At 68.5% G+C, this 25,585-nt stretch carries 25 protein-coding genes and 1 pseudogene; 10 read left to right on the forward strand and 16 right to left on the reverse strand.

Annotated elements, in window-relative coordinates:
• The first annotated feature begins 1,002 nt into the window (after positions 1 to 1,002).
• From ACGFNU_RS39895 to ACGFNU_RS39905, 3 genes are all read left to right on the forward strand, one after another.
• Complete coding sequence (locus tag ACGFNU_RS39895; protein ID WP_392601804.1) at positions 1,003 to 1,734, forward strand: hypothetical protein; 732 nt, start codon at positions 1,003 to 1,005, stop codon at positions 1,732 to 1,734.
• Between the two features lie 230 nt (positions 1,735 to 1,964).
• Positions 1,965 to 2,945 carry a helix-turn-helix domain-containing protein gene (locus ACGFNU_RS39900; RefSeq protein ID WP_392601805.1) on the forward strand — a complete coding sequence of 327 codons (981 nt, stop codon included), beginning with the start codon at positions 1,965 to 1,967 and terminating at the stop codon, positions 2,943 to 2,945.
• A 346-nt stretch (positions 2,946 to 3,291) separates the two neighbouring features.
• Entirely contained in the window at positions 3,292 to 3,660 is a 369-nt protein-coding gene (locus tag ACGFNU_RS39905; protein ID WP_392601806.1) for a hypothetical protein, read from the forward strand.
• A 742-nt stretch (positions 3,661 to 4,402) separates the two neighbouring features.
• Here ACGFNU_RS39905 and ACGFNU_RS39910 read toward each other — a convergent pair.
• The 5 genes from ACGFNU_RS39910 to ACGFNU_RS39930 all read right to left on the reverse strand — a co-directional run bounded on the left by ACGFNU_RS39910 (position 4,403) and on the right by ACGFNU_RS39930 (position 6,545).
• Positions 4,403 to 4,642, reverse strand: a complete 240-nt coding sequence (locus ACGFNU_RS39910) for a hypothetical protein (protein ID WP_392601807.1) — start codon at positions 4,640 to 4,642, stop codon at positions 4,403 to 4,405.
• Positions 4,643 to 4,825: 183 nt separating this feature from the next.
• Entirely contained in the window at positions 4,826 to 5,245 is a 420-nt protein-coding gene (locus ACGFNU_RS39915; protein WP_392601808.1) for a YceI family protein, read from the reverse strand.
• A 58-nt stretch (positions 5,246 to 5,303) separates the two neighbouring features.
• Positions 5,304 to 5,498 carry a hypothetical protein gene (locus tag ACGFNU_RS39920; protein ID WP_392601809.1) on the reverse strand — a complete coding sequence of 65 codons (195 nt, stop codon included), beginning with the start codon at positions 5,496 to 5,498 and terminating at the stop codon, positions 5,304 to 5,306.
• A 168-nt stretch (positions 5,499 to 5,666) separates the two neighbouring features.
• Positions 5,667 to 6,143, reverse strand: a complete 477-nt coding sequence (locus ACGFNU_RS39925) for a hypothetical protein (protein ID WP_392601810.1) — start codon at positions 6,141 to 6,143, stop codon at positions 5,667 to 5,669.
• Positions 6,144 to 6,164: 21 nt separating this feature from the next.
• Positions 6,165 to 6,545: a nuclear transport factor 2 family protein gene (locus ACGFNU_RS39930; RefSeq protein WP_392601811.1), complete on the reverse strand. Its 381-nt coding sequence runs from the start codon at positions 6,543 to 6,545 to the stop codon at positions 6,165 to 6,167.
• 89 nt (positions 6,546 to 6,634) lie between these two features.
• On the opposite strand from ACGFNU_RS39930, the gene ACGFNU_RS39935 reads away from it, so the two are divergent.
• Both ACGFNU_RS39935 and ACGFNU_RS39940 read left to right on the forward strand, forming a co-directional pair.
• Complete coding sequence (locus tag ACGFNU_RS39935) at positions 6,635 to 7,264, forward strand: winged helix-turn-helix transcriptional regulator (protein WP_392601812.1); 630 nt, start codon at positions 6,635 to 6,637, stop codon at positions 7,262 to 7,264.
• A 14-nt stretch (positions 7,265 to 7,278) separates the two neighbouring features.
• The gene (locus ACGFNU_RS39940; protein WP_392601813.1) at positions 7,279 to 7,632 is read left to right on the forward strand and encodes a hypothetical protein; all 354 of its coding nucleotides are present in this window, start codon (positions 7,279 to 7,281) and stop codon (positions 7,630 to 7,632) included.
• A 97-nt stretch (positions 7,633 to 7,729) separates the two neighbouring features.
• Here ACGFNU_RS39940 and ACGFNU_RS39945 read toward each other — a convergent pair whose 3' ends face one another.
• Positions 7,730 to 9,220 carry an aromatic amino acid ammonia-lyase gene (locus ACGFNU_RS39945; RefSeq protein ID WP_392601814.1) on the reverse strand — a complete coding sequence of 497 codons (1,491 nt, stop codon included), beginning with the start codon at positions 9,218 to 9,220 and terminating at the stop codon, positions 7,730 to 7,732.
• Positions 9,221 to 9,282: 62 nt separating this feature from the next.
• Here ACGFNU_RS39945 and ACGFNU_RS39950 point away from each other — a divergent pair, with 62 nt between their 5' ends.
• The 3 genes and pseudogenes from ACGFNU_RS39950 to ACGFNU_RS39960 all read left to right on the forward strand — a co-directional run bounded on the left by ACGFNU_RS39950 (position 9,283) and on the right by ACGFNU_RS39960 (position 13,063).
• Positions 9,283 to 10,836, forward strand: a complete 1,554-nt coding sequence (locus ACGFNU_RS39950; RefSeq protein ID WP_392601815.1) for an NAD(P)-binding domain-containing protein — start codon at positions 9,283 to 9,285, stop codon at positions 10,834 to 10,836.
• Entirely contained in the window at positions 10,826 to 12,352 is a 1,527-nt protein-coding gene (locus ACGFNU_RS39955; RefSeq protein ID WP_392601816.1) for a class I adenylate-forming enzyme family protein, read from the forward strand. Before ACGFNU_RS39950 ends, ACGFNU_RS39955 begins: the two co-directional genes overlap by 11 nt.
• Before the next feature lie 457 nt (positions 12,353 to 12,809).
• Positions 12,810 to 13,063 (forward strand): annotated as a pseudogene (locus ACGFNU_RS39960) (co-chaperone GroES).
• Here the strand turns inward: ACGFNU_RS39960 and ACGFNU_RS39965 are convergent.
• The 10 genes from ACGFNU_RS39965 to ACGFNU_RS40010 all read right to left on the reverse strand — a co-directional run bounded on the left by ACGFNU_RS39965 (position 13,054) and on the right by ACGFNU_RS40010 (position 23,067).
• Positions 13,054 to 13,428 carry a hypothetical protein gene (locus ACGFNU_RS39965; RefSeq protein ID WP_392601817.1) on the reverse strand — a complete coding sequence of 125 codons (375 nt, stop codon included), beginning with the start codon at positions 13,426 to 13,428 and terminating at the stop codon, positions 13,054 to 13,056. The pseudogene ACGFNU_RS39960 and the gene ACGFNU_RS39965 sit on opposite strands and share 10 nt — an antisense overlap.
• Before the next feature lie 109 nt (positions 13,429 to 13,537).
• Positions 13,538 to 14,305: an SDR family oxidoreductase gene (locus tag ACGFNU_RS39970; protein ID WP_392601818.1), complete on the reverse strand. Its 768-nt coding sequence runs from the start codon at positions 14,303 to 14,305 to the stop codon at positions 13,538 to 13,540.
• Positions 14,302 to 15,303 (reverse strand): sugar-binding transcriptional regulator, encoded by a 1,002-nt coding sequence (locus tag ACGFNU_RS39975; RefSeq protein ID WP_392601819.1) that lies wholly within the window; start codon positions 15,301 to 15,303, stop codon positions 14,302 to 14,304. Before ACGFNU_RS39975 ends, ACGFNU_RS39970 begins: the two co-directional genes overlap by 4 nt.
• Positions 15,304 to 15,340: 37 nt before the next feature.
• Positions 15,341 to 16,825, reverse strand: a complete 1,485-nt coding sequence (locus ACGFNU_RS39980) for a sugar ABC transporter ATP-binding protein (protein WP_392601820.1) — start codon at positions 16,823 to 16,825, stop codon at positions 15,341 to 15,343.
• 30 nt (positions 16,826 to 16,855) lie between these two features.
• A complete protein-coding gene (locus tag ACGFNU_RS39985) occupies positions 16,856 to 17,872 on the reverse strand; it encodes a sugar ABC transporter substrate-binding protein (protein WP_392601821.1) in 1,017 nt (338 codons plus the stop codon).
• 38 nt (positions 17,873 to 17,910) lie between these two features.
• Positions 17,911 to 18,924: an ABC transporter permease gene (locus ACGFNU_RS39990; RefSeq protein ID WP_392601822.1), complete on the reverse strand. Its 1,014-nt coding sequence runs from the start codon at positions 18,922 to 18,924 to the stop codon at positions 17,911 to 17,913.
• A gap of 15 nt (positions 18,925 to 18,939) precedes the next feature.
• Positions 18,940 to 19,707: an SDR family oxidoreductase gene (locus tag ACGFNU_RS39995; RefSeq protein ID WP_392601823.1), complete on the reverse strand. Its 768-nt coding sequence runs from the start codon at positions 19,705 to 19,707 to the stop codon at positions 18,940 to 18,942.
• Positions 19,704 to 21,242, reverse strand: coding sequence for an FGGY family carbohydrate kinase (locus tag ACGFNU_RS40000; protein WP_392601824.1), 1,539 nt, complete (start codon positions 21,240 to 21,242; stop codon positions 19,704 to 19,706). Before ACGFNU_RS40000 ends, ACGFNU_RS39995 begins: the two co-directional genes overlap by 4 nt.
• Positions 21,239 to 22,189 carry a transketolase family protein gene (locus ACGFNU_RS40005; RefSeq protein WP_392601825.1) on the reverse strand — a complete coding sequence of 317 codons (951 nt, stop codon included), beginning with the start codon at positions 22,187 to 22,189 and terminating at the stop codon, positions 21,239 to 21,241. The genes ACGFNU_RS40000 and ACGFNU_RS40005 overlap by 4 nt, the downstream gene beginning before the upstream one ends.
• Positions 22,186 to 23,067 (reverse strand): transketolase, encoded by an 882-nt coding sequence (locus ACGFNU_RS40010; RefSeq protein ID WP_392601826.1) that lies wholly within the window; start codon positions 23,065 to 23,067, stop codon positions 22,186 to 22,188. The genes ACGFNU_RS40005 and ACGFNU_RS40010 overlap by 4 nt, the downstream gene beginning before the upstream one ends.
• Before the next feature lie 249 nt (positions 23,068 to 23,316).
• Between ACGFNU_RS40010 and ACGFNU_RS40015 the strand changes: the two genes are divergently transcribed.
• Both ACGFNU_RS40015 and ACGFNU_RS40020 read left to right on the forward strand, forming a co-directional pair.
• Entirely contained in the window at positions 23,317 to 24,147 is an 831-nt protein-coding gene (locus tag ACGFNU_RS40015) for a PrsW family intramembrane metalloprotease (RefSeq protein WP_392601827.1), read from the forward strand.
• 88 nt (positions 24,148 to 24,235) lie between these two features.
• Positions 24,236 to 25,543, forward strand: a complete 1,308-nt coding sequence (locus ACGFNU_RS40020; RefSeq protein WP_392601828.1) for an erythromycin esterase family protein — start codon at positions 24,236 to 24,238, stop codon at positions 25,541 to 25,543.
• The last annotated feature ends 42 nt before the right edge of the window (positions 25,544 to 25,585 follow it).

Consider the following 25,585-nt stretch of genomic DNA (forward strand, 5'->3'; position numbering starts at 1 on the left):
TCGGCCGCCCAGTTCACGGCGCGCAGTCGTGACGACGCGCACGCAACAGCAGCCAGACGGCGGGAGATCGTCAGCAACGACGCCAAGGCCCCAACCAGGCCCCACGGCTACCCGTGGGGCCGCTTCGGGCAGGCAGCTCGAACAGCTAGCCAACCTTCTGTTGACAAGTCGCGGCAAACCCGTGCCAGCAGGTCACCGCTCTCCCATCTCATCCCGCTCCGTACCGGTATCGGGGAGCCGGCGTCCCGGCTCACCCCGCCCGATCCCGCGGGTACTGGGACGCTCGGGCACACCTCGGGCACACGCGCGACTGACCATCTGACGATGGACGCCTCACCAGCCCGCGTTCCTCCTCGCGCTGCCGGTCGGCGGGGATGAGCTCCAGCAGCAGTCGACGCAGCTCGGGCAAGGCTTCGGCGCGTCAACGGCCCAGTCAAGCTCAGCCAAAGACGTCGCCGCGCACAAGCCCCGCTGCCACCGGCTTTGTCACGGGCACAGAGAGACCTGTCCCGACACGTATCACGCAACCGTGGCGACGCGCGCACGGTCACCTGGTGATCGCTGAGCTGCATGCACGCGTCGATGTATTTGGAGGCGTGCGGCGCCTTGGGGGTCGAAGGGCATTTCCGGCTCTTCTCGCCCATGGTGGAGATGAGGTCCCGCGCCTGTTGTCGTCGCGGTCGTAGGTGGCCGTGCGGGGTCGCTGGCTTCCAGGGCCCTGCTCGCATTTTGGCAGCGCTCCTTGAGCGCCTTGAGGTTCTCATCGTCGCGGCGCCTGCCGAGAGCGGCTTCGACCAGGTCTTCGAACAGGTACGGCATCGCAACTCCTCGATGAGCGATGCCGCGAACATAACCCCCCTCCCACCGCGTACCGCCCGGACCGGATCCGGACACCAGGGTCGGCTGGTGCCGGGCGAACCGCAGGCTTACCCTGACCAAACATGCACAAAGAGTGATCAAATAGTCTCGGTTCGGCTCGGAGGGATCGACGGGGAAACGGTCATGCCGATGCTGTTGATCGAAGGCACGTATGGCGTGGTCGGCGCTCGCCCTGACGGCGACTCGGTGCGTTTCACCCCTGGCGACCCGGCACAGTGGGATCTGGTCGAGGGTCCGCACAGGGGCCGCCGTAACAGCACCGGCGGCGCTCAACTGCGGCTGGACGGCATCATCACCTCCTCCGCCCCTGAGCGGACGCCCGGGTTCATCCTCACCCGCGGCGCTGACATCCATGGCCGCTGCGTAGCGTTGGCGGGCCGGGGCGCGGATCCTGGCACGAGTGGTGCCCCCCTGCACGTCGATGTGGCGCTGCTCGGGGAGACCGCGAACTTCCGCCGGCTCAGCCAAGGCGTCGCCTACCCCACCTATTACACCAAGCTGTTCTTCGAGTTGCGCGAGGCGATGACCGAAGCCGTGAACGCCGCGCGAGCAACACGCTCGGGCCTGTGGCCGGCCGACGTCACCACCACCGGCGCCAAGATCGACGGCCTTGCGGCCATCACCGACAACGCCGTACTTGTTCCCAAGCTGTTCCGGCGCCTGGCCGACTATCTCGCGCTCGGCGCCGGAGACCCCTCGCTGGCAGGGTTCCGGGACTACCTCGACCAACGCGACGACCGTGTCCTGGTGCTGTCCACCGGACAGTTCACCGGCCTGAGCACCCTCGTCGACATCAACGACCAAGTCATCGCGATGACCCGACCGCCGGAAGACCTGGTGTTCCAGGAGGCATAGTCCCGAACCGCAACACCGTCCTGGGCGACGTGATCATCATGCTCCATGACGATGCGCTCGGCTGAATCTGCGGGATGCGACCGCGCGTGTCCCGATTCACAACGCGCTGGAGGAAATCCGGCCCTATCCCCTGAGCTGGGATGGGGGTTGCTTCGATCTTGGTGCTCCCTTGATCGTGCGGTCTCGCACGCCGTCCCGGGCACCGCGACCCCACACGCAGAGTGAGAGGCATGACGATGCTGATCCGTACCGATCTCTTTCCGCCCTCGGAGCGTTTGGTCCGTTACCGAGAGGCGGCCATGGACCTGCCGGTCCCCGTTCTCGTCGACGTTGGCTCCGCCCGGTCCGGTGACTTCTGGGCGGTGTGGGGTGCTGCAGACCTCGGTGACGTGTCGGTGGCGTCCGTCGCTTGCCGCGCCCCGTACCGATTCCGCCGGACGCCGGATCTGATCCGCCGTTCGGACCCGGAAGCGTATCGGCTGGTGCTGAATCTCCGTGGCCGCGGCGGCGTCACGCATCACGGCCGGCACGCCGAACTCGCGGCAGGAGACCTGGCGCTGTACGAGACCTCAAGTCCCTTCGCGGGCTGGCGGGGATCCGCGGACTCGGCCAGCGAATGGATCATGGTGACTTTTCCACGGCGCCTGCTGCCGATGGCCCCCGGCGTCATCGAACCTCTCATCGGCCACCGGCTGCCTGGCCGGGACGGCGTCGGCGCACTGCTGGGCACGATGGTGCACCGCCTGGGCAGGGATATTCATGACTACCGCCCGGCCGACCGCCCGGGCCTCTCGCGCACACTCCTGGACCTGCTGGCCATCCTGCTCCACAACCAGTTGGAAACCCCGACCCCCGAGTCCATCGCGTCGCGGCACCGGACGCTGATGATCCAGATCCGCTCGTTCATACGGAACCGGCTCAGCGACCCCGCGCTGTCCCCGGAGACGATCGCCGCCGCTCACCACATCTCCATCCGCCAACTCCATCGCCTCTTCCAGGCGGATGGGACGGCGGTCGCGGCCTGGATACGTGCCTGCCGTCTGGAACGCTGCGCCCACGACCTCACCGACCCCGCGCAACGGCCGCGTTCCATCCGGGAGATCGCTGCTCGCTGGGGGTTCCCCAGTGGCGCGCACTTCAGCAGATCCTTCCGGGCAGCCTATGGCCTCAGCCCGCAGGACTACCGCCGTCAGGGCGGTGCCCACCGGTAGGCGGTCACAGGCTCAAGCCTGGCGCTGTCAGGCAAACAAGTTGGCGTCGGCTGATAACGACATTCGAACCGACGCGTCGCACGATTGGTACCAGAACCAGTCGCCGCCCGGTTAGGAAATTTCCCGCAGGCATCGCCAACAGGTGGGGCAGCCGGGAAGCCCTCCTCCTCGTCCGGTGTGCCGGAAGACCAGGACGATGTCGCCGTGACGGACACCATCAAGCGAACACAGGCAGAGGCAATCGCGCCAACATCCAGCGCGAACCCAAAAGTGTCTTGTCACGGTCAATGAGCCGAAAAACAGGTTCGTGGGTGAACTCAGAAACGGCCTTTCGATGGAGGGAAAGATGCGTGGTCTCAAGCTCGGAACCGTTGCTGCCGCCCTGGCGGTGTTGGCGGCCACCGCACCCACGTTAACGGTCAACGCCTCTGCATCCTCGGTGATTCCCCGGTTCTATATCTACGTCGAACACGGAGACGACTACAGCGAGGCACAGTACGAGGGAACCCGCACCAGAGTCGGTGTCCATGATGTCGAGTGCGACGACAATTCGGTCTGGGCTGAGTACTATCGAGTCCACGAGGGCCCCCTGCAACGACTCAATGCGGCCGGTTGTCGTGGCGGTGAGAGATTCACCGGGTGGGGCGACAACAAAGTTTATCAAATCCGCGTCTGCGAGGAGACCAAGGGTTGTAGCGCCTGGAAGAACGGCTGACGCGCCAGGGAGTCGTCCGCCTGCACATTGACACGGCAAAGTGTTCAGCCGACCCCGAACTCCACCCTGCGCGATAGAAGACACCCGGACCAGACCTAAAGTCCCAGGTCAACCAATACCTGGAGGAGAGCTGGCCGGATCTGTCCATTATGGCACTCCTGGCTAAATCTGTTCTCGATGGCTCAATCGAAGGGCTGAGTAAACCTAGAACAAAGTGCACGTAGAACGCATCGAACCGGAGAAAAAGAGATGAACCGTCGCATTGTCAGAGTGAGTGTTTCAGCGGCCGCGATAGCGGCTTTTGCATCGGCGATGACCGCTATGTCGCCGGCCACTTCTGCTCAGGTATCACCGTATCCCTGCGTCGTCGATGGCGATCCTTATGAGAATGGCGGCTGGGGAGGGGCGAAGTGCTTCGGCGTGAACCGAGCGAGGGCTGAGGTCATCTGCGAGGAGAACAGCGGAGCCCGCTACACGGCATACGGCCCATGGGTAGGCAACGAACAATGGTCCTGGGCGAGATGCCATGAATACGCATTTCCGGCCCTGATAGGCGCCCAGTGGTCTTAGCGGGAAGTTTTGCCCTGTCTCTGTGGTGCAAGTACCCGGTCAGGTGACACCACAGGGACAGGACAAAACTCCCGCTTAGTACGTGGTGAGTTTGAGTAGGCGTTCGTAGCAGGTGAGGGTGGCGGCCAGGCAGAGATTTGGGCGGTCGCCCGAGGCGGGCGGCTCGGCCCGACTACCACAAGACACGGGCGAGGTGGGGCCGGCCATCAAGAGTCTCGTCCTGCCATTGGCTACCCACGTCCTGCCGACCGTGGCAGGAATCATGTGGATCTTCCTTCTGCTCATCGCTTGACCAACGAAGGACCGCCGTGTTCCGCCAGCGCCGTGTCACGTTGGTGCCCCGAGCACCGGTATCGATGGCGATGTCGTGATGGTGTTCGGCCCAGTCGATCCCACAGAACAGCTTCGCCACTGCTCCTCCAAAGAACAGGTGCTCGGCCCGTCGATACAGTTCACAGCGGCAGCGGAGACGCGCGGCCCGCTCATCGAAGGACTCGCCGGTCCGACATCCGATCAGCCGTTCTCGACCCCCGCAATCCGCAGGAGTCTCCGTCTGCCGCGAGGGCTCACCGGCTCGAATCACGAACACCACGCTTCACCAACCGCCGCCGTCGTGACGGGAGGATGCCGGGTGGGCCGGTCTGGTGAAAGGTACCGAGGCGGTCGCGCTCTCGGCGGTGGCGGTCGAGCCGTTGGGGCCGGAGCCTGTGACGATCTGCCCGCTGACATCGGTGAATGTTCCGCGTACCCGGCTCATCAGGTGGCGCACCGAAAAGCTCGCCACGGTGTGGGCAGGGTCCAGGTTCCCGTGGTCCAGCCATCGGGCGTCTGCGAGCCGACGGTGGAGGTGCTCATCGCGTACTCCTGGTGTCGGTGTTCGTATTGGTGCTGGTGTCGAGGTGTCAACTGCGATGGGTCGGCTGCACGGGGCTGATGATCTCGGGCAACGATCTGCTCCTTGGTCTGGTTTGGGTGGCGCCCCCGCTGGGCGACCGCTCACCCTTGCTACGAACACCTCTGGCCCGATTCGACGCCGCCTCCCGGACTTCTTTCGAGGACTTCCTGCTCCGCGGTCATCGGCACGCAGCCGTGAGGATGGGCTCAGGCCCGGTCAGACCCGGGTGGCCGATGCGGCATCGGGTTCCGGGGCCGCTCTCGTCGTTCATCGTGGTGGTGGCGCCGCCGTGTGAATTTCGCACGTGCTTGAACGCCTGCAGGGCGATTACGGCCAGGGCGGCGTAGCGGATGGCGCTGACGATGCCCACCACGTGTACACCGGACGTGAACGCGTCGCGGGCCGCACCAGCGGGTCGCCGCTTTGTTCTACCGGCAGGTGACCGGCCAAGGCGACCACACGGTCGATACTTTCCCGGGCGGCGTTCGCCGCGTCGGGTGGCACAGTGCCGAGCGCGCCCGCCACGTCGCTCCGGGATCTCTTACCGAAACAGCCCTCCGCTCCCGAACGTGGCCCCAGCCGCCCAGTAGCTGATCATTGGTCTCGGGATGTGGATGACACCGGCCGGGTTCTTGATCCAGTGGGTTCTGGACCTGAGGTCTTCTAAAGGTTCGACCTCATCACATGGCCGGATGCCGATGCCGGCGAGTTTGTCGGTGGCGGCGTCGAGATCATCGGTGTGGAGCTGGAGCCACGGGATCGACTTGCACGAGAAGGACCCCGAAACCGGGCAAGCGGTAAAGACCGGCAGGAGGTCCTGGACAACGCCCGCTCCCCTCACCAAGCCGCGCAAGAGAACGTGCAAGTCGCTGAGGTCGCGCAGCCGCGGACGTTCGAGCTCTCCCAGCAGGGGCTGCGGCAAAGCGAACATGCCCAGCGGCAAGCCGAGGAGGCCCAGCGCCGCACCCACGGGCTGACCGAGCGCGGCCAGGTCACCGACAGCAGGGTAGATATACAAGTCGCCCTGGCGGATGGCTCGTCAGCCGCCGCCCTTGGCCACGTAGTCAGCGGGGTCGTAATGGATGCGGAGTCGCTGGATCTTGCCGTCGGCGAGTGTGAAGAACTCGGTGAGCCGGACGACCCCCTTGGGCATGTGGGCGTCGTAGAGCACGGCCGTTCCGTCGGGACCGTTGACCTCCTGCAGCAGTTCGATCTTGCTGACGTTGGCGATGAAGCCCTTGACGCCCTGCCTGAAGGGGGCCGACCCGGTGACCTGGCCGGCGATGGGGCCCTCGAAATGGAGGTCATCGGCCAACAGGGCCGCGAGCCCCTCGCCGTCCCCGTAGTCCTCGATCCCGCCGGTGAGTACGCGGTAGTACGCCTGGATCACAGAAGGCGCGTCGTCGCCGACCACAACCATGTCGATCCCCTTTCGAACACTTGTACGAGTTGATTGAGATAATAAATCAGATGGTAGAGATTTTCAACCAGCCTGCTAGGCTGGGATCCATGCGTTCGTACAATCAGTACTGTTCGATGGCGCGCGCCCTGGATCTGGTGGGCGACCGCTGGACGTTGCTGGTCGTCCGCGAGCTCCTCACCCAAGGACCCTGCCGCTTTTCCGACCTCCGTCGCGGGCTGCCCGGCATCGCCAGCAACCTGCTGGCCGAGCGCCTGCGCCAGATGGAGTCGGCCGGTCTCACCGCCCGGCGCGACCAGCCGCCACCGGTCGCCGCGACACTGATCAGCCTCACCGACCGCGGCCGGGACCTCGGCGGCGTCGTCCGTGAGCTGACCCGCTGGGGCGCCCCGTTGATGATCGAGCCGCCGGATGGCGACGAGTTCAGAGTGCATTGGTTCTCGTTGCCGCTGCGCTACCTGTGCCGCGACGGCGCGCCCGGCGAACCGGCCGCCGTCGTACGCCTGGGCGACGCGCACGACGGCTGCGACATCATCGCCGACGGCGGCCGGATCGAGGTGGGTCCATGCGCACCTGATCGCCGGCCTGACGTCACCGTCGCCGCCCCGCCCGAAGTGTTCGTCCAGCTCTTCACCGGACAGGTGGACGTGCCGGCGGCGAAGACCATGGGCCTGGTCATCGACGGTTCCGCCGCGGCGCTCGAACGCGTTCTTCCCTGAGAGAGGACCGGCTGATGGCTGACCGGAAAGCACCCAACCGCGATCTCCTCGATCAGGTCGCCGAAGACTTCAGCGGCGACCGCGACGTGGCCATGGCCACGATGTTCCGCAATCCCGGCCTGCGAGTCGGCGGCAAGATCTTCGCCTTCCTCGGCCACGACGGTCAGCTCATCGTGAAGCTTCCGAAGGGCCGGGTCGCCGATTTCCTGAGCGCGGGAACCGCCGAAGAGGTGGTCATGGGAAAACGGACGATGCGTGAATGGATCGAGTTCCCGGCCCAGGAAGACCACGTGGCGACGCTCGCGCTGTGGCGAAGCGTGGCGCAGGAAGCCCACGAGTACGTTGACTCCCTGCGTCGGGCGACGTGACGCCCAGGATGATGTCCATGACGTGGCGTATCCAGCCTCCAGTGGCGCCTCAACCGCAACCTTTCCGGTCGCCCAGAATGCGGCGGTCGGCAGGACTCTAGGGAAGCATCGTGGTGAGGAGCTCACCGGCCGTGCGGACATCGGCGTCCAGCGGCCGGTCGGTATCGACCGGAGGGATCGCTTCGACCAGGGCGTCGAGGAGGGCCGTGCAGCCCGGAGAGGTGGGGCGGCGGGCGCCGACGTGCGCCGCCTGCCGCAGGCCCACCGCCAGCGAACCGCAGAGCAGGCGCAGCAGGGCGGCCATGTCGTAGGCGCGGAGGGCGGCCTGTGTGCCGAACGGCACCACGTCCTGGTTGTGCAGGTTGGTGGGCAGGCTCTGCATGCCGGCCGGCACGGCGGCGCGGCGGATCTCGGCGACGAGCGCGGTCGTGGCGAGCTGTACGCCCTGCATCCCGTGCTGGCGGCCGGGGCCGGCGGCGAGCATCGGGGGCAGGCCGCCATTGCGGGCCGGGTCGACGAGGAGGTCGAGCTGCCGCTCGGCGAGGTTGCCGAGCTGGGCGGTGACCATGGCCAGCACGTCGGCGGCGAACGCGGCCGGCTGTCCGAAGAAGTTGCCGCCATGCGCGACCAGGTCGTCCTCGGGAAAGAACAGCGGGTTGTCGCTGACGCTGGCCAGGTCGGCCTCGACGACGCCGTCGACGTACCGCAGGGCGTCCTCGGCGGCGCCCAGCAGTTGCGGGGAGCAGCGGATGCTGTAGGGCTCCTGCAGCGCACGGGTGCCGGCCGGGCTCATCCCGGCAAGGGTTTTGCGCATGCCGTCGGCCACGTCGGCCGCGCCGGGATGGCCATACGCGTCGAGGAGGCGCGGGTTGAGGAATCCCGGGTCGCAGCCGAGCACGTCGACCAGCAGGCAGGTGAGCGCCTGCGTCGCTCGGTGGGAGGAACGGATGCCGTCCAAGGCCAGGGCGGTCGCGGCGGTGGTGAGGGAGGTGCCGTTGACGAGTGCGAGGGCGTCCCGGCCGTCGAGCGTCAACGGGGTCAGCCCGGAATGATCGAGTGCCTGGGCCGCGGGCAGCCGCCGGCCGTCGACGTACGCGTGTCCACGGCCACGCAGTGCCTGGGTGGCGTAGGCGAGCGGAATCAGGTCTCCGCTCGCGCCGACCGAGCCGTAGCGTGGAATCGCCGGGACGAACGTCGTCGCGAACATCGCGGCAAGCCCGTCGACCACGTGAGCCGAGACCCCCGATTTCCCCTGCGCGAGAGACCACACGCGCACGAGCAGCGCGGCCCGTCCTATGTCATGGGTCAGATCCGGTCCCTGTCCGGCACCGAGGTGCGCCAGGGTGTTGTCACATTGGTCCGCTTCCTCGTCCCGGCCGGGGAATCCGACCAGGGCGCCGAAGCCGGTGGTCGCGCCGTAGACCGGGCGCTCTTCTTCTTGCAGTACGTCACGGAGGTGGTCACGGCCGCGCTCGACGCGGCTGCGGACGCCCGCGTCGACCACGACGGACACCGGTGTCGCGGCGCGGTGCAGATCGGCGGAGCGCAGTGGGGCGCTGAGGTGGATGGAGCCTTCGACAGGGGGCATGGCCTCGACCGTAGGAAGGGAATCTCAGAAACCTCTGAGATTCCCTCAGTACCTTCCGGATCATGCCGCATGACTACCTGATCATCGGGGCCGGCCCGGCCGGGCTGCAGCTCGCCGCATCGCTGGAACGTGACGGTCACGACTACGTCGTCCTGGAACGCGGAGCCGGGCCGGGCACCTTCTTCACCCGGTTTCCGCGACACCGCCAACTGATCTCCATCAACAAGGTGCACACCGGGTACCAGGACGCGGAGCTGCGGCTGCGGATGGACTGGAACTCGTTGCTGAGCGACGATCCGGAGCTGCTGTTCACCCGGTACAGCGAACGGTACTTCCCGCAGGCCGACGATCTCGTGCGTTATCTGTCGGATTTCGCGTCGGCGACGGGCGCCCGCGTGGAGTACGACACCGACGTCGTCCAGATCAGCCGGGGCGACGACGGGTTCACCGCCGTCGACCACCATGGACGCGCATGGCAGGGCCGGCGGCTCGTCATGGCCACCGGCGTCTCCCAGCTGCACGTCCCGCCGATTCCCGGCATCGAGAGCGCCGAACGTTACGACACGTTCGACACCGATCCGGCGTCCTTCACCGACCAGGAGGTCCTGGTGATCGGGAAGGGCAACTCGGGGTTCGAGACCGCTGAGGCGCTCATGGAGAAGGCGGCGGTCATTCACGTCGCCGGGCCGCACTCGGTCAAGATGGCCTGGCAGTCGCACTATGTCGGGCACCTGCGCGCGGTGAACAACAATTTTCTAGACACCTACCAGCTCAAATCCCAGAACACCATCCTTGACGGCACCGTGGAGAGCATCGAACGCCAAAGCGACGGCCGCTACCGGGTGATGTTCCGCTACGCCCGTACCACCGAAGCGTCACGCGAGCTGTTCTACGACCGGGTGATCGCGTGCACCGGATTCCGGTTCGACGCCTCGGTGTTCGACGACAATTGCCGGCCGGCGCTGGTCATCCACGACCGCTTCCCCGAGCAGACGGCGGCATACGAGTCGACCACCGTGCCCGGGCTGTACTTCGCCGGCACGCTCACCCAGCAACGCGACTTCAAGAAATCCACCAGCGGGTTCATCCACGGCTTCCGCTACGGGGTGCGCGCGCTCTACCGGATCCTGGCCACCCGCTACCACGATGAGACCTGGCCGGCCGAAAGAGTCGAGCCGACCCCGGAAGCGATCAGCGACGCGATCATCGCCCGGGTCAACCGCTCCTCCGCGCTGTGGCAGCAGTTCGGCGTGCTCGGCGACGTGGTCAGCGCGAACGGCGCCGTCGCGCTGTACGCGGAAGAGGTCCCGGTGGCCTACGTCGCCGACGGCGGACTCGGCGATGCCCGGCACAGGTTCGTCATCACCCTGGAGTACGGGCCGGATCACGACAAGGGCGACCCGTTCGACATCTCGGTCCCGCGGGTCGTCGAGAACGACGCCGCCAACGCCCATGACGCGAGCTACCTGCACCCGGTGGTGCGGTACTACCGCGACGGCGCGATGGCCGGCGTCCACCACCTCGCCGAGAACCTGGACAACCGGTGGAACCTGCCGACGGTGCATCAGCAACCACTGGCCGTCTTCGTCAAGGAATGCCTCGCCGATGCAGGATGACCCGTACCCGCGGCCGGTTCTGGATCTGCTCGTGGCGGCAGGGAACCGGACCGTCTTCGAGCACGGTGCCCGCGCCGTCACCGGCGAGCGGATGCTCGGCCTCGTCCGGCGGATCGCGGCCGGGCTGCGCGCCGCGGCCATCGGGCCGGGGGACGGCGTCGCGATGATGCTCGGCGTCAACCCGGAAGCGTTCGCCGCGATGATCGCCGGCCATGTCGTCGGGGCCCGGGTCGTCGGCGTGCGGCCCGGACTGCCCGACGGCCAGCTGCGTCATGTGCTCGACCAGGACGTCACCGCGGTCGTGACCGACGCGGCCACCGGGCCAGAGCACGCGCCGCGCACGCTGACCATCGCCGAGCTGTCGGCCACGCCCGACGACGGCGGCCCGCTGCACCTGTCCGGCCGGCCGCATGACGTCGCCCGGCTCCTCCACACCAGCGGCAGCACCGGCACACCAAAGGCATGCGCGCAGACCTACGCCGCCCTGAATGCGGCGTGGACGGCCCGGCCGGAGGCATGGCCGCCCGCGATCCGGGAACTGGCGTCCCGGCTGCAGCGCTACCTGGTGTTCGGGTCGCTGAGCAGCCAGGTGATGATGGAGTACGGCGTCCTCACGCTCGCCGCGGGCGGAACCATGGTCGTCGCCGATCCGCCGGTGTTCCCCGAGGCGATCACCAGGCATCGGGCGTCCGCCAGCGTCATCACCGTGCCTCGCCTTCACAAGCTCGTCACCGCCCAGCGCCGCGACCCCGCCGACCTGAGCAGCCTCCGCGCGCTCATGGTGTCCGGGTCGCCGCTGGAGGCGTCCCGGCTCCGCGAGGCGCTCGACGTGCTCGGCCCGGTCGTGTTCCACGGTTACGGGCAGACCGAGACAGGCACGATCTCCATGGCCACACCGTCGGACGTCCCCCCGTCGGTCGGCTTCCCGCCCGAGGTGATCGACGTGGAGGTCCGGGACGCGGACGGCAGGCCGGTCCCGGCCGGTGTCGACGGTGAACTGTACGTCCGCACACCCGCGCAGGCGAGCGGGTACTGGGCCGAGCCGGCGGAGACCGCGGACGTGTTCGTCGACGGGTGGGTGCGCACCCGGGACCTCGGCCACTTCGACGAGGACGGGCGGCTGTACCTGGCCGGGCGCGCGCGGGACGTCATCATCGTCAACGCCGACCTCCACTACGCCGGCCCGATCGAGCGGGTTCTGGCCAGCTCCTCCGACATCGCGGAGGCGTACGTGGTCGGCACCCCGGACGAGGACACCGGCGAAGCGGTGCACGCGTTCGTGGTGCCGGCGGCGAAGACCCCCGACCTCGCCTCGCTCCGAACCCTGGTCAGAGAACAGCTCGGCGACGCATGCGTGCCGGTCACCATCACCGTCCTCGACGAAGCGCCGCTGGCGCCGAGCGGCAAACCAGACAAGCGCCTTCTGGCGGCCGCGATATCCCAAGCCGAGAACGGCCCTCCCAGCGGACCGCCCGGCCGTCGACCAGGCGACACCGCCACACCGAGCACACAGTAGAGCGGAACCAGGGGCGCTCGACCACCGGACCCGGTTCGTCTTCGCCGGCCAGGGCCTGGTTCGGGCCTGCGAGCAAGGCGGCTTTGGAGTCGAAGGCAGCGAAGACGCCCAGCCGCTTCCCTGCCGGCCGAGGAACTCTCGGCCCTCTGCATGGCAGCCTGGCTCAACCCGTGCCAGCCAACCCATACAGGGCCGCTTCACCATCAGGCACGCCACCACCGCCCGGTTGCTGGCAACATGCTGGCTGGGCCACTCCCTCAGGGGACCGCTGACTACTTCTTGCATGGGGTCCGGGCCTAGCAGAGAAACTGAGCTCTCAGCGGCATGGGAGTGGTACCGAATCCTCGGCCGGGAGTCAGATGACCTCGACCGGATGGTGCTGGCGGAAGGTCGGCCAGAAGGCCTCGAACGTGACGGCCCGCCGCTCTGCCAGCGTCATCGTCGAGAGGTCGCCGTTATCCACGCGGCTGCATCAGGCTCCAGCGAAGCTACCTCTGACCTCGCCTTTCTTGTAATCGTAGGCCTCTACTGCCGGATTTCCAGAGGCTGGGGCGAGGTCTGCGGCGTCGGCACGCACGCCCGCACCGTCAAGGTCGGCGACCGTGTCCTGCTGCACCCCGACGACCAGTACGAGGGGATCCAGGGCGCGAACGCGACCTGCACGCCATCGCCAACGAGCGCCCCGAACACGGCACCGGCCTCTACCTCTGATGCGACAGCGTGAAGGACTCGCGGGCGGCGACGAGGCCGTAGATGAACGCGACGAGCAGGCCGATGACCTGGATGACGGTGCCGGAGAAGGCCAGGGTCTGGCCGGGGTCGCCGAGTTGGTCGCGGACGTTGGCGGTGGCCACGGCGCCGACGCAGAAGAACAGCGTCACCACCAGGCCGAGGACGGGCGTCCAGCGCCACGGGACGAACAGGTACAGAGCGGCCGCCGCCGCCGAGATCAGCAGGCCGGGCGGGACGACCGGATAGTCGACGCCTCCGGCGATCTGCAGCGGGATACCGACGACGGCCGCCGCGAGCCCGAGACCGGCGAGACGGCGTGCAGATGAAGTGGCGAGCGTGCCCATGTGTGCCTCCTTGGCTGACATGGGCACCATCGTCGGCGGCAGGTTCCGCCCGAGTAATCGCCTCCAGGGAGGCTTCGCGTCTACGCCCCCGGGAGTAGCGATCGCATTGTCACCAGGCTACGAAGCCGCCGTCTACCAGGAGGTCTGTGCCGGTGACGAAGGAGGCCGCGTCGCTCAGGAGGAAGATGGCGGGGCCTGCGATCTCGTCTACGGTGGCCATGCGGGCCATGGGAGTCTCGGATTCGAAGCGTTCCACTCGGTCTGCCACTTCGGGGCGGAGGTTCATGGGGGTGGCGGTGTAGCCGGGGCTGACGCTGTTGACGCGGACGCCGCGGCCGGCCCATTCGGTGGCGAGGCTCTTCGACAGGTGCATGACGGCGGCCTTGGAGGCGTTGTAGTGCGCCTGGGTGAGGCCTCGGTTGGCGATCGTCCCGGACATCGAGGCGATGTTGACGATGGAGCCGCCGCCGTTGCGCAGGAGGGCGCGGCCCTCGGCCTGGCAGGACAGGAAGACGCCGGTGAGGTTGACGTCGATGACCTTCTGCCACTGGGCCAGGGGCATGTCCTCTGCGGGGGCCGCGTTGGCGATGCCGGCGGCGTTCACCGCCAGGCGCAAGGGGCCCAGGGATCGTTCGGTCATATTTATGGCTTTTTGCAGATCTGCGGCCTGGGTGACGTCGGCTTGGATCGCCATGGCGTGGCGGCCTGCTTTCTCGATGGCCTCTACGGCTATTTCGAGGTCGGCGCCTGGCAGGTCCAGGCAGGCGACATCGGCTCCCATCTCGGCGAGGGCGATCGCCAGGCGCCGGCCGATGCCCGATCCGGCGCCGGTGACGAGGGCGACGCGGTCGTCGAGGCGGAACGAGGGTGCGGTCACGGGGTGCTCCCGTCGGGGTCGTCGGCCAGGCGCCGGGCGACGCCCAGGTCGGTGATGAGGACGTCGATCCAGCCGCCGCGCAGGGCGGCGCGGATCGCGGCGTACTTGCGGTGGCCGCCCGCGACGCCGATGCGGCGCGGGATGCCGCGGAACGTGCCGGGCGCGACGCCGATGACGCGTTCGTCGAGGTCGGTGTTGAGCAGGGTGCCGTCCTCGTCGAAGAAGTGCAGGCTGATGTCGCCCACTCCGCCGAGGCGGCGCAGTTCCTCCTGCTCTTCGGCCGAGAAGATGTTGCCGCTCTCGCGCAGCAGCGGGGACGGCTCCAGGCTGCCGATGCCGACGAGCGCGACGGTCAGCCGGTCCCAGGACGCGATGACGTCGGCGACCTTGGGATCGGCGACGATCGCGTCGCGGGCCGCGCGGTTGCCGACGACGCCGGGCGCGGAGATGAAGATCGGCTCAGCGCCGGTGATGTCGGCGAGGCGGCCCATCAGGCGCGTGGCCTGGACCTGGACCTTGGGGTCGCCGACGCCGCCGACGAGCTGCACCACCTGCTCCACGAAGCGCCCGCCGGGTTTGGTGCGCATGGCCTCCACGGTGGCGAGCAGCGTCGCGCTCCAGGACGAGATGCCGACCCGGTCGCCCTCCATGAGGGTGGTCTCCAGGTAGACGGCGGTGGCGGCGCCGAGGGCGGGCAGGACCTCCTCGCCCTCGCCCTCCACGTCCACGATGGCCATGTCACGGAGGCCGTAGCGGGCCTGGACGAGCTCCTCCAGGTCGGTGAAGACCCCGGCGGGCGGCACGACGATCGTCCGGACGATGCCCAGCTCGACGGCCTGCTTGAGCAGCCGGGACACCCGCGGCTGGGAGATGCGCAGCTCGTCGGCGATCTGCGGCTGGCGCATCCCCCGCTCGTGGTACATGCGGGCGACCCGGGTCATCAGGCGCAGCTGCTCGTCGGTGGTCGCCATGCGGGTGGCGCGGCGGATGCTCGTCATCGTGGCCTTTCCGGTGCGGATGTTCCGGCACTGAGCATCATGCCGTGGCCAGCCGCATGACGGCGGTGTCGGTGGCGTCCGCCCCGGCCAGGACGCCCCGCGGCCGTCCCCGGCTGAGCACCAGGACGCGGTGCGACAGCCCCAGCACCTCGTCGAGGTCGGAACTGACGACGACCACCGCCATCCCCGACCGGGCGAGTTCGGCGATCACCTCGTAGATGGCGGCCCGGGCGCCGACGTCGATGCCGCGGGTGGGCTCGTCCAAGATCACGACCTTGGGCCGGCGCGCCAGCCACTTGGCGATGACGACCTTCTGCTGGTTGCCGCCCGACAGGGTGCTCACCGGCTGGGACGGCCGTCCCTTGATGCCCATCTCGGCGATCGCGGCGGACGCGGCGGCGGCCACGCGCTGCGGCGTGAGCCAGCCCCGCGTGGCGACGCGGTCCAGATTGGGCAGCGCGACATTGTCGCCGATCGAGAGGGCGAGGACGGCGCCCTGGTTCTTGCGGTCCTCGGGGACGAGCACGACCCCGGCCTCGATGGCGTCGCGTGGGCCGCGCAGCCTCAGCACGTCGCCCTCCACCGAGACCGTGCCCGCCTTGACGGGATCGACCCCGGCGACCGCGCGGACGAGCTCGGTGCGGCCCGCCCCCACGATGCCCGCGATCCCGAGGATCTCGCCCTCGTGGACGTCGAACGAGACGTCCTGGAACGTCCCGTCGGCCGCCGTGAGCCCGTTCACGCTCAGGACGGCGCGTTCGCGCGGCGCCCCCGTGCCGGGGAAGATCCGTTCGATGCTGCGGCCGACCATCTCCTCCACCAGCCGGGTCACCGGCACGTCGGCGGTGTCGTGCGCCGCGACCCGCTGCCCGTCGCGCATCACCACGACGCGGTCGCAGATGCGGGTGATCTCCTCCAGCCGGTGGCTGATGTAGATGAACGCCATGCCCTCGTCCTTGAGGGCCGCGATCCGTTCGAAGAGATGGTCGGTCTCGTCGGAGCCGAGCGCCGCGGTGGGCTCGTCCAGGATGAGCAGCCGGGCGTTCAGCGTGAGCGCCTTGGCGATCTCGACCTGCTGCTGCTCGGCGACGCGCAGGGTCCGTACGAGCCGGGTCGGCGGGATGTCCAGCCCGAGCCTGGTGAGCTGCCGGCTGGCCCGCCGGTTCATCTCCGCGCGGTCGATCCTGCCGCCGCGCCGGAGAAGCCGCCCGACGAAGACGTTCTCGGCCACCGACAGGTCCGGCAGCAGCCGCATCTCCTGGTGGATGAGCCCGATGCCCCGGCCGATCGCCTCGCCGGGCGAGCCCGGCGCGTAGGGTTCGCCCTCCCACGTCATCTCGCCGGTGTCGGACGGGAACGTTCCGGCGATCACGTTGGAGAGCGTCGACTTGCCCGCGCCGTTCTCGCCCAGCAGCGCCACGACCTCCCCCGGGCTCACGTCGAGGTCGATGTGGTCGAGCGCCCGGGTCGCGCCGAAACGCTTGGACACGCCCCGGACGACCAGGCCGCCGTTGTCAGTCATGGCACGTCCTACGGTCAGTCATGGCACGTCCTACGGGTGGGTGGCGATGTACTCGTCGGCCTTGGCCGTGTCCTTCTTGGTCAGCAGGAACGCCGGCTGGAGCTGCTGCGCCGGCACGGTCTTGCCGTCGATCACGCTGATCGCGGTGTCCACGGCCATCCGGCCCATCTTGCGGGTCTGCTGGACCATGGTCGCGTCGATCGTCCCCGCGCGGACCGCCTTGATCCCGGCCACGTCGCCGTCGAACCCGACGATCGTGTACTTCTTGCCCGCACCGGCCGACTTGACCGCCTGGGCGGCGCCGAGCGCCATCGCGTCGGCCTGACCCCAGAAGATGGTGATGTTGGGCTTGGCCTGGAGCATGTCCTGCGCGACCGAGAACGCCTTGTCCTGCGCCCAGTCGGCGGACTGCTGCGCGACGACCTTGACCCCGGGCGCGGCGGCGAGCGCCTCGCCGAAGCCCTTCTGGCGGTCGACCTGCGGTGTCGTGCCGATCTGGCCCTGGAGGATGGCCAGCTCGCCCTTGCCGCCCACCGACTTGGTCGTCCATTCGCCGAGGGTCTTGGCGGCGGCGACGCTGTCGGTGGCGATGAACGACTTCCCCGGCTGGTCCGGCGGGTTGCGGTCCACGGTGATGACGGGGATCTTGGCGCGTTCGGCGGCCTTGACCGGCACGCCCGCGGCGGTGGCGCCCGCCGGGATGTAGATGATCGCCTTGACCTGGCGGCTGATGAAGTCCTGGATCTGGTTGACCTGGGTGGCCGAGTCGCCGCGCGCGTCCGCGACGACGACCTCGACGTTCTTGGTCTTGGCCTGCTCCTCGACCGCCTGCTTGATCTGGTTGAAGAAGTCGGCCTGGAGGTTGGCGACGGCGAGGCCGATGACGATCTTGTCCTCGCCGGCCGAGCCGCCGCGGCCGCAGCCGGCGGCGCCCAGGGCGAGCACGGCCGACACTCCGATGGCCATCGTGGCCTTCATGCGCGTGGTCTTCATGCGCGTGGCCTTCATGCGCGTGGTTCTCGTGCGGGTGGTCTTCGTGGTCTTCATGGGGTGGATGCTCCTTCTGCTGGTCAGCCTCGCGGCTGCTAGTGCGCCTCGCGGCGCCGGAGGACGTCGAGCATGACCGCGAGCGCGATCACCGCGCCGATGACGATCTGCTGGACGAACGGGGAGACGCTGAGGAGGTTGAGGCCGTTGCGCAGCACGCCGATGATCAGGACGCCGATCACCGTCCCGGTGACGCGGCCGACCCCGCCGGAGAGGCTGGCTCCGCCGATCACCACGGCGGCGATGGTGTCGAGCTCGTAGCTCAAGCCCGCGCTCGGCTGGGACGAGTCGAGCCGCATCGTCATGAAGACGCCCGCCAGCCCCGCCAGCAGCCCGGCCACGACGTAGACGAGCGTGGTCGTCCTCTTGACGTTGATGCCCGCCAGCCGCGCGACCTCGGGGCTGCCGCCGATCGCGTAGATCGCGCGGCCGCCGGAGCGGTAGCGCATGTACGCCCAGCCCGCCACATACAGCAGCACCAGCACGATCGAGGTGACCGTGAAGACGCCCAGGTAGCGCACGGTGGACAGGTTGTCGAACCAGTCGGGGTACCCGACGATCTGCTGCCCGTCGGTGATGACGTTCGCGACGCCGCGGGCGATCGACAACATCGCCAGCGTCGCGATGAACGGCGGCAGCTTGGCCAGGGTGATGCCGAGCCCGGACAGCAGCCCGCACAGGCCGCCGACCGCGATGGCCGCGATCGCGCTCAGCCACAGCGGCCAGCCCGCCTCGTGCGACAGCCAGCCGACGACCATCGTCGCCAGCGCCAGCACCGCGCCGACCGAGAGGTCGATGCCGCCCATGACGATCACGGCGGTCATGCCGAGCGCCAGAATCCCGAGGATGGTGATCTGGTCGACGATGTTGAGCAGGTTCGGGCCGGTCAGGAAGTGCGGCGTCGCGATGAAGAGGGCGACGCACAGGGCCACCAGGCCGAGCGCGGGCCCGCGTGAGCCGGTCAGCAGCTGGTCCGCCCACGCGGGTGGTCGCGGACGCCCCCGGCCCGGCGGTGTGTCGACGGCCGGCACCGTGTCGTGCGTCGTGCTCATCAGGATCTCCTCGTGCTAGCTCATGAACATGCCGCCGTCGACGTTGATCGCCTGACCGGTGATGTAGGCGGCGTCGTCCGAGGCGAGGAAAAGCAGCAGGCCGGCTATGTCGTCGCTGGTTCCGGCGCGGCCGAGCGGGATGTTCCCGACCCATTCGGCCATCAGCTCGCCGGGCTCGTATCCGCCGGGTCTCGACTCGCCGAGCAGGCGGCCCCACTCGCGGTCGTTGTAGTCCCACATGTCGCTGCCGACGATGCCGGGACAGTAGGCGTTGACGGTGATCTGATCCCGGGCGAGCTCCTTGGCCAGGCTCTGGGTGAGGCCGACCACGCCGAACTTGCTGGCCGCGTAATGCGGGGTATAGACGAAGCCCTGCCTCGCCTGGCCCGACGCTGCGTTGAGGATGCGCCCGCCTCCCCCGTTCCGCCGCATGATGGCGGCGGCGGCCTGCGAGCAGAGGAACGTGCCCGTGGTGTTGACGCTGAGGACCTTCTCCCAGTCGCTGAGGGTGAGGTCTTCCAGGCGGCTGATGGTGATGACGCCCGCGTTGTTGACGAGGACGTCCAGGCGGTCGAGCCCGCCGAAGGCGGCGGCGACGTCGCCGCGGTCGGTCACGTCGGTCCGGACGCCTCGCGCGTTGTGGCTTTTGGCCGTTTCCTCTATGCCGTCGTCCAGATCGAGCATCAGGACGTCGGCTCCCTCCTCGGCGAAGCGCCGCGCTATGCCCAGGCCGATGCCGCGCCCCGCTCCGGTGACGGCCACGGTCTTGCCCTCGAACCTCATGCCGGTGCTCCTCCCTGGTGGCGCGTGCGGTCGGCGGTCTCCTGCCGGTGCGCACGGTCTTCGGCTCCCTGGTGACGTGCGCGGCTCACGGCGTCGTGCCAGTGACTTCGGCGGCTTTCGCGCTCGGCCTCGCTGGTACGCGGCACGTAGGTCTCGCGGGCACGCCGCAGGTTCTCCAGGTCTCCTCGGCTCCAGAGGCCGTGTGTCAGGCCTGCCAGGTAGGCGGCGCCCAGCGCGGAGAGGTCGCGGTCCGGAGATCGTTCGACCGTCCTGCCGCTGGTGTCGGCCTGGAGTTGCATCAGGGTCTCGTTGGCCGTCGGGCCGCCGTCCGCCAGAAGGGTGGTGATGGGCGCCGAGTCCCGTTCGACCGCGCTGAGGACGTCCTCGATCTGGAAGGCGATCGATTCGAGCGCCGCGCGGGCGAGGTGTTCGGCTCTGGTGCCGAACGTGACGCCGCTGATCAGGCCCACCGCCTCGTCGTCCCACCAGGGGGCGCCGAGGCCGCTGAACGCCGGGACGATCACGACGCCCTCGCTGCTCTCCGCGGCCCGGCCGGCCAGGTCGTCCGGTGTGAGTCCGAGGACGCCGGCGAGCCAGGTGAGCGTCGCGCCCGTAGACCTGATGTTGCCTTCGACGGCCCAGGCCGGCTCCCCCGCGTCCCAGGCGACCGTCAGGCACATGCCCTCGGGAACGCGGGCGGACGGGGAGGTCACGGCCATGACCGACGAACCCGTGCCGTACGTCGCCTTGACCGTGCCTTCGGTCCAGCCGCAGTGGGCGAAGAGCGCCGCGTGGGAGTCGCCCAGTACCGCCGTCACCGGGATGCCGTCCGGCAGCGGCCCGAGCCCTCTGGTTCCGGGAAAAGGCCCCTGTGACGAGACGATCACCGGCAGAACCTCGTGCGGGACGTCGAAGAGCTGGGTGAGGCGCTTGTCCCAGGCCCTTTCCCTGACGTCCATGAGCTGGGTGCGGGCCGCGTTCCCCACCTCGATCAGGTGGTCGCCGCCGAGTTCGTAGAGCAGCCAGGAGTCGACCGTTCCGAGGCAGAGCTCCCCCGCCTTGGCACGGCGGCGGTCAGGATCGTGCTCGTCCAGCAGCCGGCGGGCCTTGGGCGCCGAGAACATCGGGTCCAGGGGCAGGCCGCTGACCTCCTTGACCATGCCGGCCGCGTCCGGGCTCAGTTCGCCGGACGTACGCCGGTCCTGCCGCAGGTCGCCTGCCGTGCGGCGGTCGAGCCAGCTCAGCATCGGGCCCAGCGGCCGGCCCGTGGCGCGGTCCCAGAGCAGCAGCGATTCCCGCTGCGTGCTGAGGCCGACGGCCTCCACATCGCTGGGATCATGGCCGTCGAGGCAGCTGGCGACCGCCGTCCCGCAGCTCTCCCAGATCTCCTCGGCCGACTGCTCCACCCACCCCGGTCTGGGCGCGGAAAGGGCGACCGTGGCGGAGCCATGGGAGACGATGTTCCGCTCGCGATCGACGAGGATCGCCTTGGTGGCGCTCGTCCCCTGGTCAATGGCCAGAACGTAGGGCTTCATGGCTGGAGCAGCTCACGTACTGCGCGGCCTATGCCGTCCGCGGTCAGCCCGAAGTGCTCCAGGAGGAACGAGGCGCTTCCGGTGGGCGCGAACTCCCGGTTGATGCCGAGGATCCGCATCGGCACGGGCTCGTTCTGCACGACCACGTTCGCGACCGCCGCGCCGAGGCCGCCGGTGGTCGTCGCCTCTTCCGCGGTGACGATGCCCTTGGTCTCGCGGGCCGCCCTGAGGACGGCGTCCACGTCCATCGGCTCGATGAACGTCATGTTGAGCACGCGCACGCCGACGCCTTCGCCGCGCAGCGTCTCCGCCGCCTCCAGCGCGCGCGAGACGAGCGTCCCCACCGCCATCACCGTGACGTCGTCGCCCTCGGTGAGCTGGACGGCCCGTCCCGGCTCGAACGGCGCGTCCTCCGGCGTCACCGCGGGCACCTTGAACCGGGGAATCCGCATGTAGACGGGCTTGCTGTAGCTCGCCGCCCACCGGACGGCCTGCCGCGTCTGCGCCGGATCGGCCGGAACCACCACCGCCAGGTCGGCGATGGCCCGCATCCACGAGAGGTCCTCGATGGAGTGGTGCGTGGGGCCGAGCTCCCCGTACGCCATGCCCGGGCTCTGGCCGCAGAGCACGACCGGCACCCCGCTGTACGCGGCGTCGGCCTTGATCTGCTCGGTGGCCCGCCCGGTGAGGAAAGGCCCGGCGGCGCTGACGAACGGGACGAACCCGCCGTTGGCGAGCCCGGCACCGACCCCCACCAGATCCTGTTCGGCGATGCCCACGTTGATGAGCCGTTCGGGGAAGAGCTCCTTGAACTTCACCAGGTTGCTCGACCCGACGGAGTCGTTGCAGACGGCGACGACGCGTTCGTCCTCCTTCGCCAGGGCGATGAGCTCCTCGGCGAAGGCCCGCCGGCAGTCGAAGGTCTCCCGCATGAGTTCGGCGGTCATCGGCTCAGCTCCTCCAGCGCGGCGCGCACCTGGTCACGGCTCGGGACCTTGTGGTGCCACTCCACGCGGTCCTCCATGAACGACACGCCCTTCCCCTTGATCGTGTGCGCGATGACGGCGACGGGCCGGCCGGTGTCCGAGGGCCGGAACGCCTGGAGCAGCTCCGCGTGGTCGTGTCCGTCGGCCTCCCGGACCTCCCAGCCGAAGCTCGCCCACTTGGCGGCGAGCGGTTCCAGGCTCTTGGTCTCCTCGGTGCCGGCGCCCTGCTGGAACCGGTTGCGGTCGACGATCGCGGTCAGGTCGGCGAGGTCGTGGTGGGAGGCGGTCATCGCGGCCTCCCAGTTGCTGCCTTCCTGCAGCTCCCCGTCCCCGAGCACCACGAAGGTCCGCCACCCGTGGCCGGACAGCTTCCCGGCGAGGGCGCAGCCGACCGCGACCGGGAATCCGTGGCCCAGCGGTCCCGTGTTGGTCTCCACCCCGGGCACCTTGGTGCGGTTCGGATGACCGTTGAGCGCCGACAGCGGCGCCATGAACGTGTCCAGCTCGCTCTCGGGGAAGAAACCGCAGTGCGCGAGCGTGGCGTACAGCGAGGCCGCGCAGTGGCCCTTGCTGAGCACGAACCGGTCCCTGGTCGCGTTCCGGGGATCGCTGGGATCCACGTTGAGAACGCCCCCGAACAGCGTCGCGAGGATGTCGGCGACCGAGAAGTCGCCGCCGATGTGCCCCAGCTGTGACTGATCGATCATGCGCACGACGCTCCGCCGCACCTGTCCCGCGAGCTCCCGCAGCACCTGCGCCTGCTGGCCCGCCGGAAGCCCGGGGGTCCGCCCCCGCCGTCCCCGGTAGAGCGCGGCCTCGGCCGCATCCGCCGTCAGCATGTCCCCATCCTCAGATTGAATATCTATTCACGCTTGAATGTAATTCGACGCTAGGACACTCTCCAAGCGTGTGTCAAGGGTCACTTTGCGTTTCCGGACATCCAGATGTGGCGCGACAGCGTGGATTCAACTACTCATCGAATCCGTCCGCCTGCGTTCTGTCACCATGTCAGCACCCTCGGACAGAACGGCGGCTGCCGACGTCAGACGGCGGGCCGTATATGGATCTTCACGGTAGGTCGCTTTACGATGCCGGTAGAGGCGGGACTGGTCGGCGGCGAGGTGGTCGAGATGGCTGTGGTGCTGCGGCGATGGGCGTGGATCCCGGTGCTGGTGATCGGCCTGGCGATGTATCTGGCCGTGCTGACGACCTTGGTCGACACCGACAATCCGAACTACGTACCGTCGCTGATCCTGCTGGGATCGGTCCTGGTGCCGGTGACGTTCCTGACGTTCGCGGCGGGACGCAGCGGCCAGTGGCAGGTCCCGGCGCTCACGCTCGGGCTCGCGGCGCTGTTCGGCGGGGTCGTGGGCACGGTGACGGCCGGCATCCTGGAGTACGACACGCTCCGCGACCTGGGCGCGCTCCCCGCGCTGGGCATCGGCCTGATCGAGGAGTCGGCCAAGCTGATCGTGCCCGTGGCCATCCTCGTGTGGATGGCCGCCCGGCATACCGTCCGTCCTTCCGACGGCCTGCTGATCGGTGTCGCCGTCGGCATGGGCTTCGCGGCGCTGGAAACCATGGGCTACGCGTTCACCGTTCTGCTCTCTTCCCACGGCAACGTCGCGGACGTGGAGACCACGCTGTTCCTGAGAGGGTTGCTCTCACCCGCCGGGCACATGGCATGGACGGCTCTGGCCTGCGGCAGCCTGTGGCGGTTCGCCGCGAGCCCGAGCGCCCGCAGGGCGCTGGCCGTCCTCGCGACCTTCATCGCCGCGGTCGTCCTGCACGCGTGCTGGGACGGGATCGGCGGCGTTTACGCCTACATCGTCCTGGGCGTCATCTCGATCGGCTGGCTGCTGTGGGAGCTGCACCGCAGCCGCACGCTGCCCTGGTGGCAGGTGCAGCAGCCGACCTGACGGTGATCGGTAATGGGGAAGGCCCCCGTTGCAAAGGGGCCGCCAGCCGTAGTGCCGCGCGGGTTCGGGCCGGCACACCATGTGCGTCATGCCGATCAAGACTCGACGTGACGTACTGCAGGGCCTGCTGGCCACCGGCGCGCTGGTGGCCGTTCCGCGAGCGGCTGAGGCTGATGACCGGGCGACGGTGGTGGGCACCCTTGGGGCTCATGCGCATCCGCTGCTCAGCACCGAACCGGCCGGTGGCATGAAAGATCTGGCCGCGCTCGGAAAGATGGTGGACGGGGCGGCCATGGTCGGGCTGGGCGAGGCGACCCACAATTCGCGCGAGTTCTTCACCATGAAACACCGGGTCTTCCGGTATCTGGTGCGGACCAAGGGCTTCACGGCGTTCAGCCAGGAAGTGCACGTGGCCGCGGGTCTTCGCGTCAACGACTACGTGGTGAACGGCACCGGGGACATCCGGCAGATCATGGACGAGGAATTCCAGGGCGGCACTCGTTTGTGGAACACCCGCGAGTACCTCGATCTGTTCCAGTGGATGCGCGCCTACAACGCACGGCACGCCACCAAACTCCACTACGTCGGGAACGACATCGACTACCCGGGCGCAGAACTCTTCACCCGCATAGAGGACTACGTACGCAGCCATATGCCTGAACTCTTTCAGGCAGTTCGCCAGCGTTATCGCAATCTGCGGCCTGCCGACGGTATGGACCGCTGGACGCAGGACTATCCCAAGAAATCCCTGGCCGAGCGCAAAGCGACCCTGGCCGACACCACCCAGGTCGTGGAGCTTCTGCGTGAACGCGGAGCCGCCGCCACCGTCGTCCAGTACGCCACGTTCATCGCCCAGGTCGCCGAGATCTATTCGTACGACCTCAACGATCAGGACGAGTTGCTGCGGGCCGTCCAGCATCGCGAGCAGGCCATGGCCGATAACACGATCTGGTGGAACCGCCGCACCGGTGGCAGGACGCTGCTGTCAGCCCATAACGGGCACGTCGCGTACGGCAACTCGAGCCCGGAATACAGGTACCGGGTCCAGGGCGACCTGATCAGGCAGCAGATCGGGCAGAACTACGTGAACATCGGTTTCACGTTCGACCGAGGTTCGTTCAACGCCTTCGACCCGGACACCGGCCTGCTGCGTCCCGTCACAGTGGGCCCGGCGGAGAAAGACAGCAACGAGCACACGCTCGACAAGGTCCGGTATCGCGACTACATGCTGGACATGCGAACCGTCCCCGAGCCGGCTCGCACCTGGCTGCGGCAGACCCGGCTGACGCGCGAAATCGGGTCCGACTATCCCGACCCGGCCCGTCCCGTGGCCTTGGCCGACTTCTACGACGTCCTCATCCACCTGCACCACATCAACCCCGCGACCCTCCTCTGACCCATCCTCGGGTTCCCCCATCGAGGGCATTCGGACGTGGTA

Source organism: Spirillospora sp. NPDC048911 (genome assembly GCF_043198015.1).
GTDB lineage: Bacteria > Actinomycetota > Actinomycetes > Streptosporangiales > Streptosporangiaceae > Spirillospora.